Genomic DNA, 15,477 nt, shown 5'->3' on the forward strand with positions numbered 1-15,477 from the left:
TGCAGATGCGGCCCGACGCCTTTCTTAAACGGAGGGAACACCAATGAAGCTATGGGCAGGCAGGTTTTCGGAGCAGTCGGACAAGAGGCTGGACGACTTCAATTCCTCCATCTCGTTCGACTGCCGGATGTACCGGCAGGACATCGGCGGGTCGATCGCCCACGCGACCATGCTCGCCGAGTGCGGGGTGATTGCAAAGGAGGACAGCGAGGCGATCATTGAGGGGCTCGAGGGGATCCTTCATGACATCGAGAGCGGAAAGCTGCCGTTCGACCCCGAGGCCGAGGACATCCACATGTTCATCGAGGCCGAGCTCACCGCGCGGATCGGTGACGCGGGCAAGCGGCTGCACACCGCGCGCAGCCGCAACGACCAGGTGGCGGTGGACCTGCGCCTCTATCTGCGCGACGAGATCACGGCCCTGGAGGGGCAGCTGCGTGAGCTCATCGGGGTGCTCTGCAAAAAGGCCGGGGAGAACCTCGACACCATCCTGCCCGGCTACACCCACCTGCAGCGCGCGCAGCCGGTCACCTTCGCGCACCACCTCCTGGCCTGGGCGCAGATGCTCCTGCGCGACCTCGGGCGGCTGCGCGACGCCGGGGAGCGGATGAATGTTTGCCCGCTCGGGTGCGGGGCGCTGGCCGGGACCACCTACCCGATCGACCGGGAGCGCACCGCCGAGCTGCTGGGCTTTCGCGGCCCGATGATGAACTCTTTGGACGGGGTGTCCGACCGGGACTACTGCGTGGAGCTCTGCTGCGCCATCTCGCTGATCATGACCCATCTCTCCCGCTGCTGCGAGGAGATCATCCTCTGGTGCTCGTGGGAGTTTAAATTCGTCGAGCTGAGCGACCGCTTCGCCACCGGCTCGTCCATCATGCCCCAGAAAAAGAACCCGGACATCGCCGAGCTGGTGCGCGGCAAGACCGGGCGGGTCTTCGGGGACCTGATCACCCTGCTGACCATGTTAAAGGGTACGGCGCTCGCCTACAACAAGGACATGCAGGAGGACAAGGAGGCCGTCTTCGACGCGCTGGACACCGTGAAGATGGCGCTGGCGGCCTTCACCCCGATGGTGGAGACCATGACGGTGCTGGGCGACAACATGCGCGCGGCGGCGGCGAAGGGCTTCATCAACGCCACCGACTGCGCCGACTACCTGGTGAAACGGGGCCTCCCCTTTAGGGACGCCTACAAGGTGACCGGACAGCTGGTCGCGTCCTGCATTGAGCAGGGCAAGACCCTCGAGACGCTGAGCCTCGAGGAGTATCAGGCCATGCACCCGCTCTTTGAGGAGGGGGTCTACGAGGCGATTGATCTGATGAACTGCGTCAACGGGCGTCGTGTGCTCGGGGGCCCCGCCAGGGAGCAGGTCGAACATCAGCTCGACTGGATCAAGGCCCAGCTGGAGGAAGAGAGATGCTAAAGGCGTCTGTCATCGGGGCGACCGGCTACGCCGGAGTCGAGCTCTGCCGGATCCTGCTCACCCATCCGCAGGCAAATATTCATCGGCTCTCCTCAGTCAGCTTTACGGGGAAGGCGATCAGTGAGGTGTATCCCGCCCTGCGCGGGCTCTGTGATGAAAGGCTGGTGAGCGAGGACGAGGCGATCGACGGAGCAGACGTGGTCTTCGCCTCCCTCCCCGCCGGTCTCAGCGAGCCGATCGCCAGGAAATGCCTGCAGGCGGGCGCGCTCTTTATCGACCTGGGGGCCGACTTTCGGCTGCACGACCCGGATACCTACGAGAGCTGGTACCAAAAGAAGTATGAGGACCCGGAGCTCCATGGACAGGCGGTCTACGCCCTGCCCGAGCTCTTTCGGGAGGAGATCGAGGGGGCGAGGCTGATCGGGAATCCCGGCTGCTACCCCACCAGCGTGGCGCTGGGGCTGGCCCCGGCGCTGAAAGGCGGGTTGATCGGGAGCGAAGACCTGATCATCGACGCGAAGTCCGGGGCCACCGGCGCCGGGCGGGGGCTCAGCCAGACCACCCACTTTTGCGAGTGCAACGAGGGCTTCGCCCCTTACAAGGTGGCCTGCCACCGGCACACCCCCGAGATCGAGCAGACCCTATCCATCCTCGCCGGGGAGCCGGCGGCGGTGACCTTTGTGCCCCACCTGCTGCCCGTCAGCCGCGGGATCGTCTCGACCATCTATGCGAAATTAAAGGGCGGGGCCTCCCTGCCCGAGGTGCGGCAGCGGTACCTCGATTTCTACGAGTCCGCCCCCTTCGTGCGGGTGCTGCCCGAGGGGGAGGTTTCCAATCTGCGAAACGTGCGCTGCTCGAACTACTGCGATATCTCGCTGCACCTGGACGCGCACACCGGCCGGTTAATCGTCGTGTCCGCCATCGACAACATGGTCAAGGGCGCGGCGGGCCAGGCGGTGCAGAACATGAACATCGCGCTGGGGCTCGACGAGACGGCGGGGCTGCTGTTCGTGCCGCCCGCAATCTGATAGGAGGAGACGGACATGGAAATCAAAATGATACCCGGCGGCGTCTGCGCCGCCTTGGGGTTTCAAGCCGCGGGGGTCCACTGCGGGATACGCAAAAACGCCAGCAAGCGGGACCTCATGCTGCTCTGTAGCGATCTCCCCTGCGCGGCCGCCGCCTGCTATACCCGCAACAAGGTCTTCGGCGCGCCGATCACCGTGACCCGCCGGCACCTGCAAAATGGGAGCGCCAGGGCGGTGGTCTGCAACAGCGGCAACGCCAACACCTGCAACGCCGACGGGGTCGAGAAGGCGACCGCGATGTGCAAGGCCGCGGCTGCGGCGCTACATATCCCGGAGGACGACGTGATCGTCGCCTCCACCGGGGTGATCGGGCAGCCGCTGCCGATTAGACCGATCGAGGCGGCCCTGCCGGGGCTGGCGCGGAGCCTTTGCGCCGGGGAGAGCGCCGCCAATGAGGCGGCGCAGGCCATCATGACCACCGACACCCACCCGAAAGAGGCGGCGGTGGAATTCACCCTCGGGGGCAAAACCTGCCATCTGGGCGGGATGTGCAAGGGCAGCGGGATGATCGAGCCAGACCTTTGCACCATGCTCGCCTTCCTGACCACCGACGCGGCCATCTCCCCCGCGCTGCTGCAGAAAGCACTGCTCGGCAGCGTGCAGGACACCTACAACATGGTGAGCATAGACGGGGACACCTCGACCAACGACATGGTGACGCTGCTGGCAAACGGTGCGGCGGGCAACGCGCCAATCACCGCCGAGGGGGAGGACTTCGACATCTTCTGCGCGGCGCTGCATGCGCTCAACACCGCGCTCTGCCGCCAAATCGCCAAGGACGGCGAGGGGGCGACCAAGCTGCTCACCTGCACGGTGCGCGGGGCAAACGGCGGGGAGACCGCCAAAAAAATCGCCAAATCGGTCGTCAAGTCCACCCTCTTCAAGTGTGCCGTCTTCGGGTGCGATGCCAACTGGGGCAGGATCCTCTGCGCCATCGGCTATACCGACGCCGAGTTTTCGGTGGAGCATATCGCCGTCTGGCTCGCCTCCAGGGCGGGGCGGGTACAAGTCTGCCAAAACGGCGCGGGTCTGCCCTTCTCGGAGGACGAGGCGCTGGCGGTCCTCAAGGAGGACGAGGTCACCGTCGAGATCGAGATGGGAGAGGGCGGCGCCGCCGCCACCGCCTACGGGTGCGATCTGAGCTATGACTATGTGAAGATCAACGGGGACTACCGGACTTAAGGAGCGTGAAAGGACCCTTTCACGCCATAGATAGGGATGGGATTGTGATGGAGCTTTCCAATGCGGATATGGCGCGGGTGCTGACCCAGGCGCTGCCCTATATCCAGAAATACGACGGCAAGACCGTGGTCATCAAATACGGCGGGAACGCGATGATCGACGAGGAGCTGAAAAGCGCCGTGATGTGCGACGCCGTGCTGCTCGCCGCCGTCGGGGTGCGGGTGGTGCTGGTGCACGGCGGCGGTCCCGAGATCACCGCGACCCTGCAAAGAATGGGCAAGGAGTCCCGCTTTGTGGGCGGGCTGCGCTACACCGACCGGGAGACCGCCGAGGTCGCCCAGATGGTGCTGGCCGGAAAGCTCAGTAAGGACCTGGTCGCCGCCATCGGGCGGCACGGGGGCCGCGCGGTGGGGCTCTGCGGGATGGACGGCGGCCTCTTCGAGGCGCGGAAAAAGCAGTCGGATACCGACCTCGGCTTCGTCGGGGAGATCGCGGCGGTCAACACCGCCGTGGTGGAGGATGCGCTGCACAGCGGTTACATCCCGGTGATCGCCACCGTGGGGACCGACCGGGAGGGGAACGTCTATAACATCAACGCCGACACCGCGGCCGCGGCCCTGGCCGGGAGCCTGGGAGCGGAGAACCTGATCCTGATGACCGACGTGCGGGGGCTGCTGGAAAATCCCGGGGATGAGAGCACCCTGATCGCGGATGTCGGGATTGCAAGCCTGCCCGCGCTCATCGAACAGGGAATCGTCAGCGGGGGCATGATCCCCAAGTGCGAATGCTGCGCTGCGGCGGTGCGCGAGGGGGTGGGGCACACCGTCATCATCGACGGGCGGATCCCCCATTCGATTTTGATCGAGCTCTTCTCCGACAAGGGGATCGGCACCCTGTTCCACTGAAAAGGAGTGGTGAAGGATGGATGATAAACAGCTTGACCGGCAGTATGTGGAAAATACCTACGCCCGGCAGGACCTGCTGCTGGATCACGGCAAGGGGGCCTTGGTCTGGGACGAAAACGGCAGGGAGTACATCGACCTTGGCAGCGGGATTGGGGTGAACGCCCTCGGCCACGCCGACGAGGGGTGGCTCCAGGCGGTCACCGGGCAGCTGAAAAAGCTCGCGCACACCTCCAATCTCTACTACACCGCCCCCTGCGCGCGGCTCGCCGAGGAGCTCTGCACGCGCACGGGACAGGAAAAGGCCTTCTTCTGCAACTCCGGGGCCGAGGCCAACGAGTGCGCGATCAAGGCCGCGCGCAAATACAGCTTCACGCATTACGGAGCGGGACGACACGTCATCGTGACGCTGCAAAACTCCTTCCATGGGCGGACCATGGCGACCCTGTCGGCCACCGGGCAGGACGTGTTTCACCGGCATTTCGATCCCTTCCCCGAAGGGTTCCGCTATGCGCCGGCCAACGACCTCGCCGGCACGCTGGCGGCGCTGCGCGGCGACGTCTGCGCGCTGCTGTTCGAGCCCATCCAGGGCGAGGGCGGGGTGGTCGAGCTGGACCACGGCTACCTGCAAAAGCTCGCCGCGGCGTGCAGGGAGCAGGACATCCTGCTGATCGCCGACGAGGTGCAGACCGGAATCGGGCGCACGGGTAAGCTGCTGGGCTGCGAGCACAGCGGCGTGCGCCCCGACATTGTGACCTTGGCCAAGGGCCTTGGCGGGGGGCTGCCCATCGGGGCGGCGCTCTTCGGGGAGCGCGCCGCCGGGACGCTTCAAGCCGGGGACCACGGCAGCACCTTCGGCGGGAACCCCGCCGTCTGCGCGGGCGCCTGCGCGGTGCTGCGCCGGCTGGATGACGGGTTTCTCGCGGAAGTGGAGAAAAAGGGCGACTACCTGCGAGGCCGGCTCCTGGCGACTCCGAACGTCCGGGAGGTCAGCGGCCGCGGCCTCATGCTGGGGGTGGCGCTGCGGGAGGGGATTTCCCCCGCCGAGGTGGTCAAGGCCGCAATTGCCAAGGGCGTGATCCCCCTGACGGCGCACGAGCGGCTGCGCCTGCTGCCGCCGCTGGTCATCACCGGCGGGGAACTGACGAGAGCAAGCGATATCCTGTGCGACGTGATCGCCGGGTTTTAATGAAAGTGGGAGGAACGGTTATGAATCTATCCAATGCGGACAAGGCGCTGGTGCTGACCCAGGCGCTGCCCTACATGCAGAAGTATTTTGACAAGACGGTGGTCATCCAGTACGACCCGGCGCTGCAGCAGGGCGGGGTGTACGAGGCGGTGATGAGCGACATCGTGCTGCTCGGTGCTGTCGGGATCCACGCGGTGCTGGTGCACGGCGGGGCTAGCCTGCCCGAGACGATGGGTCAGGACAACAAGAGCCTGGTGGCGAGCCTGCAAGCCCAGGGCGGCCGGGCCATCGGCCTTTGCGGAATCGACGGCGGGATGATCCAGGTCGAGCAAAACGGCGAGGAGGGCCGGGTGGCCAGGATCGACCCGTCCATCCTTCTCGATCTCATCGGGAGCGGGTATATCCCGGTGGTGGCCGCGGTGGGCTGCGGCGCAGACGGAGGCGCCTGCGCGCTCAACCCGGATGCGGCGGCCTCGGCGGTGGCCAGCTGCCTGCACGCCGAGAACCTGATCATGCTCTCCCAGGCGCGCGGGGTGCAAAAGGACAAAACGGATGAGGGCTCCCTCATCTCGGCCATCCAGGTCAGCGCGGTGCCTTCGCTGCTGCGCTCGGGCACGGTGACGGATGGCATGCGCTCCAAGGTGGAGTACTGCGTGGAGGCGGTGCGCCGCGGGGTGAAGAAAACCTTCATCATCGACGGGCGGATCCCCCATTCCATCCTGATCGAGATGTTCTCGGACGAGGGCATCGGCACCATGCTTTACTGATTGGAGGGTATCGTCATGAAACATCTTTTAAAGCTGCTGGACCTCAGCGGCGAGGAGATCGAAGAGTTGCTCTCGATCGCCGACCAGCTCAAATATGAGCACCACCACGACATCCCGCATCCCATCCTAGCGGGCAAGTCGCTGGGGATGATCTTCCAGAAGGCCTCGACCCGCACGCGGGTCTCGTTCGAGGTGGGGATGTACCAGCTCGGCGGCAAGGCGCTCTTTCTGAGCGCCAACGACATGCAAATCGGGCGGGGCGAGGCGGTGCAGGACACCGCCCGGGTCCTCTCGCGGTACCTCGACGGGATCATGATCCGCACCTTCGCGCAGTCCGAGGTGGAGAGCCTGGCGCAGCACGGCTCGATCCCGATCATCAACGGGCTGACCGACTTCTGCCACCCCTGCCAGGTGCTGGCCGACCTGATGACCATCCGGGAGTTTCGGGGCGGCCTCAAGGGGCTCAAGATGTGCTACGTCGGGGACGGGAACAACATGTGCAATTCCCTGATCGTGGGCGCGCTCAAGACCGGCATGTCGATGGCGGCCGCCTGCCCGAAGGGCTACGAGCCGGACAAGGCGGTGCTCGATTTCGCGGCGGGGTATGGGGAGCGCTTCCTGCTGACCGACCAGGTGCTGCAGGCGGCGGCCGGGGCCGACGTGCTGGTGACCGACGTCTGGGCTTCGATGGGCCAGGAGGGCGAGGCCGAAAAGCGCAAAAAGGCCTTCGCCGGCTGGCAGATCAATGACGAGATGGTTGCAGCCGCCGCGCCGGGCACAATGGTGCTGCACTGCCTGCCCGCGCACCGGGAGGAGGAAATCAGCGCCAAGGTGTTCGAGGCGCACGCCAGCGAGATTTTTGAGGAGGCGGAAAACCGCCTGCACGCCCAGAAGGCGGTTATGGTCAAGCTAATGGGGCAGAAGAACGAGAACAAGTATAAGCTGTAGATTTGCCGCTGCCGCTCCGGGATTCCAAAGGGCCAAGGCGCCGATGGCACCATGCCCTTCTGGCGGGCGCGGGCAGAGCCCGCGGCCTTTTCCGGCTTGCTACAACTCACGGCTACAAATCCTCCCAAAGATCAGGAAGGGGAGCTTGGGCGCACGCATTTTTGGCGCCCGCCCCAAAATGCAGGCTCGCTTTGCGAGCGGTGCGTCTCACGGGTGGAAAACGATTCGTTTTCCCCCGTGTACCCCCTTTCAGTGTGGTTTGCTGGTATTCGCCTTGATGGAATCCCCCTCAGATCAGGAAGGGGAGTGGCGACGTTCCAGTGGAACGTTGGCACGTGGGGAAACCCTATCAAGGGGTTTCCCCATGGCGGCAAAGCCGCCATTTCAGGAAACAAAAAGGGCCCGGGGAACTTCCCCGGGCCCTTAAATCATCTATTCTATTTATGCTCGTGCTCCTCGGGCAGCTCGCCGATATAGTCGCTCCCCGTCGCAACATGGTGCTCGGCCTCGTCCGCGAACTTCTTGACCGCGGCGGCAGCCTTCTTGATCGGCTCGATGGTGCCTGCGCCGCCGATGCATCCGCCCGGGCAGGCCATCCCCTCGAGGATGTAGCCCTTGCGCTTGCCCGCCTTGGCGAGGGTGAGCATTTTGCGGCAGTCAAAGAGCCCCTCGGCCCTATCGATCTTGACCTCGACGTCCGGGTAGCGCTCGCGGATGACCGCCTCGATCGCGCCGGCGACCCCGCCGGCAACGCCGTAGCCGCGCCCACCGCCGGTGGCGTCCTCCATCTCGGGCGCGTCCTCGATCTGGCCGAAGTCGATCTCCTTGGCGGCGAAGATGCCCATCAGCTCCTCGTAGGTGATGACGAAGTCCACGTCGCTGCGCACCGTGCGGCGCAGGGCCTCCAGCTTCTTGGAGGCGCAGGGCCCGATGAAGACCACCCGCGCGTTCGGGTGCTCCTTCTTGATGATCCGGGCAGTGGCGACCATCGGGGTCAGCTCGGTCGAGACGCAGTGCGCAATCTCGGGGAAAAACTTCTTGGCCATCACCGACCAGGACGGGCAGCAGGAGGTCGCCATGAAGGGCTGCTCCTCGGAAAGCCCGTGCACGTAGTGCTCCGCCTCGGCGATCGCGCCGAGGTCAGCGCCGATGGCCACCTCATAGACGTCCGAAAAGCCGAGCTGGATGAGCGCGTCCTTCACCCGCTGGGGCGTGGCGAGCGGGCCGAACTGCCCGACGAAGGAGGGCGCGATCTCGGCAATAATTTCCTTCCCCTCCTTGAGGGCGTGGACCAGCTGGAAAATCTGGGACTTGTCCGCAATGGCGGAGAAGGGGCAGTTGACCAGGCACTGTCCACAGGAAACGCACTTGTCGTAGTTGATCTTGGCCCGTCCGAGGTAGTCGCTTTCGATGGCGTCCACCCCGCAGGAGGCGGCGCAGGGGCGCTCGAATTTAACAATCGCGTTGTAGGGGCAGCTTTCCGCGCAGCGCCCGCATTTGATACATTTGTCCTTGTCGATGTGGCTCTTGCCGTCCTTGAGAGACACCGCCTTGACCGGGCAGACGCTCACACAGGGGTGCGCGAGGCACCCGCGGCAGTTGTCGGTGACGTAGTACTGCTTGGGCGGGCAGGCCTCGCACGCGAAGGGGATCACGTTGACCAGCGGCGGCTCGTAGACCAGCTCGTCGATGGCGCTCTCCTCGATCCCCTGGGAGATGGGCGCATGCTTGTCCGCGGGGCGCACGTCCAGCCCGCAGGCCAGGCGCAGCCGTTCGCCGACGATGGCCCGCTCCTTGAAGACGCTGTCGCGATAGGTCGCGATCTCGCCCGGGATAATCTTATAGGGGATATCCTCGATGCGGGAATAGTCTCCGCCCTCGAACGCCAGCTTTGCGATCTCCTGGAAGATCTGGCGGCGGATCTTGGTTACGGGAGTATAAATGCCTTTCAACTATGAAACCCCATTTCTACAAAAAATAGCCGGCCCTCAGCTCTTTGCCGGGAGCCCCATTGCAATAATCCTCTCCATGACCGTTTCGCTGTCGGCGTTCTCGATCAGGTCGCCGTTGATCCGCACCACCGGGGAAATATCCGGATGGGTGCCCTCGACGAGGTTGGTGCAGGTCGTGATGTTGACCTGGGTGTTGAGCCTGAGCTGGACCTTGAGCTTCTTGAGGCTCTCGATCGACTCGATGATGTGCATGGCCCCGTTGAGCACGCACTGTGTGCAGACGCAGACCTCGACGTTAACCTTTTTCATGCTTATGACCATTCCTTTCTCGGGAATTTGCGCCGCCGGCAAGGAGGAAATGGCGGGCGTCGTCCAGGCGCAAAAACCATAAGTTTAAAAGACCAAGCTTTCAAACTTTGCCCCTCTGCTTGATTTGTGGCCGCCCGGTCCCTGGCGGCAGGAGCTGATCGGAAGGTTGTTATTTATTTAACAATCAGTTCCTATTATATCCCCGGCCCCATACAAAGTCAAGGCCCCTCCCCGTGTAAAATACCGGGAAAAGCGCCCCTTATGCACCGGTTGGCTGCGCACCGTATTGTTAACCTTATTATACTAAAAGCCCGGCGGGCCTGTCAAATGAAATCCCGTCCATTTCTGGTTTTTTCTCGGTATTGAAAAGCTCCGGTTGCCTTCACGCCTTCTTTCCGTTATACTGGGGCCAAAGGTATGCCGCCCCGGTAGTTTGGACAGCCGGGTAAGGTTTATGCCGCGGCCGCAAAGCGCCGGGCCGGAAAAGGGAAAAATTTGAAAGATTTCCTGCAAAAAGTCCGCCCCAAGGCTTGCGCTGCGGCGAAGGATGCGGTACAATGGGAATAGAATGTGAAACTATTAACAATCATGTTCAGGAGGGACCGGACAAATGGTGGAGGTAAAGGTGTGCGTGGGCAGTTCCTGCCATATGAAGGGGTCTTATCAGGTGATCAAGACCTTTGAGGAGCTGATCAAGAAAAACGATCTGAAGGACGAGGTGGCGCTCAAGGCCTCCTTCTGCATGGGGCAGTGCCTTCAGGGGATTTCGATCACGGTGAACGGCGAGCCGGTGCAGAATGTGGGCTTTGCCAACGCGCAGGATGTGTTTTACCAGCACATCTACCCGCTGGCCAAGAAAAACGACGGGGAGGACGCGTAAATGAGCAGCAGTATTATCAAGCTCAACACGAAAAATTGCCAGAGCTGTTATAAATGCATCCGGGAGTGCCCGGTCAAGGCGATCGAATTCAAGGACAACAAGGCCCAGGTCATCCCGGGCGAGTGCGTGCTGTGCGGCAGGTGCGTCGAGTGCTGCCCGCAGAACGCCAGGATCCTGCGCGACGACCTTTCGCAGGTGAGGCAGCTGGTGGGCGGCGACAAGCCGGTCTACCTTTCGCTGGCCCCCTCCTGGGTGAGCTGGTTTCGCGGCAAGAGCTTTTCCGCCGTGTCGGCCGCCCTCAAGCGTCTCGGCTTTTGCGGGGTGGAGGAGACCGCCATCGGCGCGGCCGAGTGCTCGCGCAGCTATGGCGAACTCATGCGCCAGGGGCAGATGAAAAACATTATCGCCACCGCCTGCCCGTCGGCCGTGATGCTCGTCGAGCGGCACTACCCGGAGCTCATCAAGCTCCTCGCCCCGGTCTCCTCGCCGATGATGGCGCACGCCAAGCTCATGCGGGAGAGCTACGGGGACATCAAGGTGGTCTTCGCCGGGCCCTGCCTCTCCAAGATGGAGGAGTCGGACGACCCGCTCGCGGGCGGGATGGTCAACTTTGCTTTGACCTTCGAGGCGCTCGGGCGCTGGCTCGAGGAGGAAGGAATCGAGCTCGGCGAGGAGGACCCCGAAGCCGTGGGCGTCAAAAGCCCGGTGGCGCGGCTTTATCCGAAGCCGACCGGGATTTTAAAAACGATGGCGCCCGAGGATACCGCGGGGTATACGCCCATCGCGGTGGACGGGCCGGAGAAGTGTATCGCCCTGCTCGATTCGATCCGGGATGAGCAGCCCGAGGGGCTCTTTATCGAAATGAACCTCTGCCCGGGCGGCTGCATGGGCGGCCCGCTGCTGCGCATGCATCACCGCAACGCCACCCTCTGCGAGGCGCTGCTCACCGAGCGGGATCAGGCGCAGGACCGCCATGTGGCGGGCAGCGCCGAAATGCAGAGCACCTATCCGCGGGTCTTCCAGAACCGCGCGCCCCAATACGAGGAAATCAGCGAGGAGGATATCCGCCGGGTGCTGGAAAGTATCGGCAAGTTCGGGCCCGAGGACGAGCTCAACTGCTCCTCCTGCGGCTATCCCACCTGCCGGGACAAGGCGATTGCGGTGCTGCGCGGCAAGGCCGACGTCAGCATGTGCATGCCCTACCTGCGCCAGCGCGCCGAGAATATTTCGAGTATGGTCATCGAGCACAGCCCCAACGCGATCATCGCCTTTGACGAGGAGATGAACGTCATCGAGCTCAACCCGCGCGCCGAGGAGATCTACGGCGTCAAGCGCGCCGACGTGCTGGGCACCTTCATGGCCGCCTTCTACGGCGAGGACGGCTTCGAGCAGGCGCGAGAGAGCGAGCGGCCGATCGAAAAGAAGGTCTATCTCGACGAGCTCGGGCGCAGCGTGGAAAAGTCGATCGTCTACATAAAGGAGCACCGCATGTACCTGGCCTTTGTCAAGGACATCTCCGAGCAGCAGCACCAGGCGCAGAAGCTCGAGGAGATGCGCCACCACACCGTCGAAACCGCGCAGAAGGTCATCGACAAGCAGATGCGCGTGGCGCAGGAGATCGCAAGCCTCCTCGGCGAGACGACCGCCGAGACCAAGGTCGCGCTGACCAACCTCAAGCGCTCGATGACCGAGGCCCAATCGGAGGAATCGCGATGAACCTGTTTGTAGACGCCTATTGGGAGAGCCTCAACCACTACGGCGAGGAGCTGTGCGGGGACAAGGTGGAGATCGTGCGCGGCGAGGACTATACCATGGCGGTGCTCGCCGACGGACTGGGCAGCGGGGTGAAGGCGAATATCCTCTCCACCATGACCAGCAAGATCATCTCCACCATGTTTTCCGAGGGCGGCAAGCTGGGGGATGTGGTGGAGACCATGGCCAGCACCCTGCCGGTCTGCTCCGAGCGGGGGGTGGCCTATTCCACCTTCACCATCGTCAAGGTGAAGAACGACGGGTGGGTCTATATCGCCGAGTTCGACAATCCCCTTTGCGTATACTTTAAGGACAACAAGGTCTGCGACATCCCGCGCGAGACCCTGGAGATGGACGGCAAGACGATCTATGTCAGCCGCTTTCAGGCCGGGGAGGGCGACATGCTGGTCACCTTCTCGGACGGGGTGGTCCACGCGGGGGTCGGGCGGCTGCTCGACCTCGGGTGGCAGTACGACAACATCGTGGGGTATGTCAAGGAGAACATCACCCCCGACATTTCGCCCCTTATGCTCACCCGCAAGCTCCTCTCGGCGGTCAACACCCTGTATATGGAACAGCCGGGGGACGACTCGACCGCCTGCTGCCTGCGCCTGAAGCCCAGCCGGCCGGCGACCGTGATGGTCGGCCCGCCGATGAACGCCGACCTCGACGAGACGGTGGTCCACAAGCTGATGTACTCCAAGGGGGTCAAGGTGGTCTGCGGGGGCACCACCTCGCAGATCGTCTCGAAGGTGACGGGCCGGGAGGTGCAGGTATCCATCGACTACGAGAACCCCGCCATCCCCCCCACCGCCAAGATCGCCGGGGTGGACCTGGTGACCGAGGGGGTGCTCACCATCGGCAAGGCGCTGGAGCTGATCAAGAACCTGACCGACAGCAAGGATGAGGCCTCGCTGGACACCTTCACCCTCAATAAGAAGGACGGCGCCACCCTGCTGGCCCGGGTGCTGCTCGAGGAGAGCACCGAGGTGCACTTCCTGGTGGGCCGCGCGCTCAACCCGGCGCACCAGAATCCCGGCATGCCGGTCTCGCTGGGGCTAAAGCTCAATTTGATCAAGGAGCTGGCCGCCGAGCTTGAGAAAACGGGAAAACGCGTGGATGTGGAATATTTCTAAAAAGAGAAGCCACCCGCTCAAAGGGCGCACTCCTTTTTCTTCAAGGCGCGGGTTGACGCTGCGCCCTTCTCAAAGTATTGAAAGCAGAGCTTTCAATACTTCCATATGAGTGCTCCCGGAAGGGGCGCGCCTGTTTTCTTCGGCGCGGAGGCTGGCGCAGCACCCCTCTCAAAGGATTGAAAGCTGCGCTTCCAATCCTTCCATATGTGTGATTTCAGAAGGGTGCGCCCTTTATAAGTTTACAGGCAGCAGATGGAATCTGCTGCCTGTAAACTTTTTATGCGTGCTCCCGACGGGCGGCTTCTTTTATCAAGGGTTTCCAAAGGGTGCGACGCACCCTTTGGCAGAGGTTTGGAGACAGCGTCTCCAAGGTCCTGCTCGTCCAAAAGCCCGGAAGAGGGGAATCGGGCCTCCACCGGAGGCCCGAGGGGAGAAACCCAAGGGGGTTTCTCCCATTTTAAATGCAACTTAATCAAACAGCTTTTTGTCGAGCCCGGTGCGGGAGAGCGTGTAAAAGAGCAGCAGCCCCAGCAGATAGCAGGGCACGAGCTGCCCGAGCCCGACCAGCAGCGCCTGGGTCCAGAAAACGGCCAGGTTTTTGCCCGCGCCCATCACCACATATAGTTCCGCCCCGATGACGGCCGCGTTGATGAGCACCGGCGGAAGCGGCGCCAGGATGGGCAGCCCCCGAAAGCGGACCCTGCGCAGCAGCCAGCTGAGCATGGCCGCGACCAGGGTGGCCAGGGTGCCGAAGAGGATGTCCAGCGCCCCCAGGATGTTGGCTCCTGTCAGGAACCCGACGAGGTTGGCGACGGCGCACCCGAGCGTCACTCCCACGATCCCGGTGGGGGAATAGGCGGGCAGGATGGTCAGCGCCTCGGACAGGCGCATCTGCACCGGCCCGTAGCTGATGGGCGCGAGCGCCAGGGTCAGCGCGGTGTAGAACGCCGCGATCAGGGAGGCGATCACCATCGCCTTGGTTTTGCTTCTTGTCATTTGTGTTCTTCCTTCCTAGTATTGTTTTAAGTCAGGAGGTTTCGACTGACTGCAGGAAGATGGGATTTTCCCGCGAAGGACATCATACCCGATCCGGGGCTTCTTTGCAAGTGCCGATGACAGGACTGTAAAAGTATGGTATACTGTAAAAACAACCGAAGAGATTTTCAGGAGGGTCAAAATTGATTTGCAGGGAATTTGAAATCGTCTCCCGGCAGGAGCCTATCCCCGGGGTGTTCGATTATAAAATCCATTGCCCCGAGCTGGTGGCAGAAGCCTCCCCGGGCCAGTTCGTACATATCCGCTGCGGGGAGCGTTCGCTGCGCCGGCCGATTTCGATCTGCGCGCTGGACCGCGGGACGGGTGAATTGCGCCTGGTCTTCGAGGTGCGGGGCGAGGGGACGAGGGAGCTCTCCCACCTCGCGGCCGGGGATCGGATGGACATCCTCGGCCCGCTCGGGCACGGCTTCGAGCTGCTCGACCCGGGCGCGCGCGCCGTGGTGGTCGGCGGCGGGATCGGCACCCCGCCGCTGCTCGAGGTGGCGCGGCACTACGGCGAGCGCTGCCAAGCGATTTTAGGCTTCCGCAGCGTCAAGAACGTCATCCTCGACCAAGACTTCGCCTCGGCCTGCGGCACCGTCGTCTGCACCGACGACGGGAGCTGGGGCGTGCGGGGGACGGTGCTCCCCGCGCTGGAGGCTGCGCTGCAGGGGTTTTGTCCGCAGATCGTCTACGCCTGCGGGCCGAAGCCCATGCTGAAGGGCATCCAGGAGCTGTGCGCGCGGTATCCGGTGCGCTGCCAGCTCTCGCTCGAGGAGCGCATGGGCTGTGGCGTCGGGGCCTGCCTCGTCTGCGCCTGCAAGACCCGTGCAGAGGACGGGCAGGAAAACTACGCCCACGTCTGCAAGGACGGGCCGGTCTTCGAGGCGCAGAGCGTCGTCTTTGAATAG

General features: G+C 63.5%; 14 protein-coding genes. 11 read left to right on the forward strand and 3 right to left on the reverse strand.

The features are described 5' to 3' along the window. Nucleotides 1-43 precede the first annotated feature (43 nt). Genes argH through argF form a run of 7 tightly spaced genes read left to right on the forward strand, consistent with a single transcriptional unit; the run spans nucleotide 44 to nucleotide 7,502 of the window. The gene (gene argH, locus EDD78_RS01255; RefSeq protein ID WP_132083595.1) at nucleotides 44-1,426 is read left to right on the forward strand and encodes an argininosuccinate lyase; all 1,383 of its coding nucleotides are present in this window, start codon (nucleotides 44-46) and stop codon (nucleotides 1,424-1,426) included. Continuing rightward, on the forward strand, nucleotides 1,420-2,454 hold the full coding sequence (gene argC / locus EDD78_RS01260) for an N-acetyl-gamma-glutamyl-phosphate reductase (RefSeq protein ID WP_132083597.1): 1,035 nt from the start codon (nucleotides 1,420-1,422) through the stop codon (nucleotides 2,452-2,454). The genes argH and argC overlap by 7 nt, the downstream gene beginning before the upstream one ends. Before the next feature lie 15 nt (nucleotides 2,455-2,469). Next, nucleotides 2,470-3,696, forward strand: a complete 1,227-nt coding sequence (argJ, locus tag EDD78_RS01265) for a bifunctional glutamate N-acetyltransferase/amino-acid acetyltransferase ArgJ (protein WP_132083599.1) — start codon at nucleotides 2,470-2,472, stop codon at nucleotides 3,694-3,696. Nucleotides 3,697-3,743: 47 nt separating this feature from the next. Then, nucleotides 3,744-4,601 carry an acetylglutamate kinase gene (gene argB, locus EDD78_RS01270; protein WP_132083601.1) on the forward strand — a complete coding sequence of 286 codons (858 nt, stop codon included), beginning with the start codon at nucleotides 3,744-3,746 and terminating at the stop codon, nucleotides 4,599-4,601. 16 nt (nucleotides 4,602-4,617) lie between these two features. Beyond that, a complete protein-coding gene (locus EDD78_RS01275; RefSeq protein WP_132083603.1) occupies nucleotides 4,618-5,787 on the forward strand; it encodes an aspartate aminotransferase family protein in 1,170 nt (389 codons plus the stop codon). Between the two features lie 20 nt (nucleotides 5,788-5,807). Next, nucleotides 5,808-6,554, forward strand: coding sequence for an amino acid kinase family protein (locus EDD78_RS01280; protein ID WP_132083605.1), 747 nt, complete (start codon nucleotides 5,808-5,810; stop codon nucleotides 6,552-6,554). A 15-nt stretch (nucleotides 6,555-6,569) separates the two neighbouring features. Next, nucleotides 6,570-7,502 carry an ornithine carbamoyltransferase gene (argF, locus tag EDD78_RS01285; RefSeq protein WP_132083607.1) on the forward strand — a complete coding sequence of 311 codons (933 nt, stop codon included), beginning with the start codon at nucleotides 6,570-6,572 and terminating at the stop codon, nucleotides 7,500-7,502. 437 nt (nucleotides 7,503-7,939) lie between these two features. On the opposite strand, the gene EDD78_RS01290 is transcribed toward argF, so the two are convergent. Both EDD78_RS01290 and EDD78_RS01295 read right to left on the reverse strand, forming a co-directional pair. Beyond that, nucleotides 7,940-9,454 carry a 4Fe-4S dicluster domain-containing protein gene (locus EDD78_RS01290; protein WP_079700352.1) on the reverse strand — a complete coding sequence of 505 codons (1,515 nt, stop codon included), beginning with the start codon at nucleotides 9,452-9,454 and terminating at the stop codon, nucleotides 7,940-7,942. A gap of 36 nt (nucleotides 9,455-9,490) precedes the next feature. Further along, nucleotides 9,491-9,763 (reverse strand): thioredoxin domain-containing protein, encoded by a 273-nt coding sequence (locus EDD78_RS01295; protein ID WP_079700353.1) that lies wholly within the window; start codon nucleotides 9,761-9,763, stop codon nucleotides 9,491-9,493. Between the two features lie 610 nt (nucleotides 9,764-10,373). Here EDD78_RS01295 and EDD78_RS01300 point away from each other — a divergent pair. From EDD78_RS01300 to EDD78_RS01310, 3 genes are read left to right on the forward strand one after another with little or no spacing between them, the layout of a single operon-like run. Further along, a complete protein-coding gene (locus EDD78_RS01300; RefSeq protein WP_079700354.1) occupies nucleotides 10,374-10,643 on the forward strand; it encodes a (2Fe-2S) ferredoxin domain-containing protein in 270 nt (89 codons plus the stop codon). Beyond that, the gene (locus tag EDD78_RS01305) at nucleotides 10,644-12,359 is read left to right on the forward strand and encodes a [Fe-Fe] hydrogenase large subunit C-terminal domain-containing protein (RefSeq protein ID WP_079700355.1); all 1,716 of its coding nucleotides are present in this window, start codon (nucleotides 10,644-10,646) and stop codon (nucleotides 12,357-12,359) included. Then, nucleotides 12,356-13,531, forward strand: a complete 1,176-nt coding sequence (locus EDD78_RS01310; protein ID WP_079700356.1) for a SpoIIE family protein phosphatase — start codon at nucleotides 12,356-12,358, stop codon at nucleotides 13,529-13,531. Before EDD78_RS01305 ends, EDD78_RS01310 begins: the two co-directional genes overlap by 4 nt. A gap of 468 nt (nucleotides 13,532-13,999) precedes the next feature. On the opposite strand, the gene EDD78_RS01315 is transcribed toward EDD78_RS01310, so the two are convergent. Beyond that, the gene (locus EDD78_RS01315) at nucleotides 14,000-14,527 is read right to left on the reverse strand and encodes a QueT transporter family protein (RefSeq protein ID WP_079700357.1); all 528 of its coding nucleotides are present in this window, start codon (nucleotides 14,525-14,527) and stop codon (nucleotides 14,000-14,002) included. 182 nt (nucleotides 14,528-14,709) lie between these two features. On the opposite strand from EDD78_RS01315, the gene EDD78_RS01320 reads away from it, so the two are divergent. Next, nucleotides 14,710-15,477: a dihydroorotate dehydrogenase electron transfer subunit gene (locus tag EDD78_RS01320; RefSeq protein ID WP_079700358.1), complete on the forward strand. Its 768-nt coding sequence runs from the start codon at nucleotides 14,710-14,712 to the stop codon at nucleotides 15,475-15,477.

The organism is Harryflintia acetispora, assembly GCA_004340125.1.
In the GTDB taxonomy this organism is placed as follows: Bacteria; Bacillota; Clostridia; order Oscillospirales; family Ruminococcaceae; genus Harryflintia; species Harryflintia acetispora.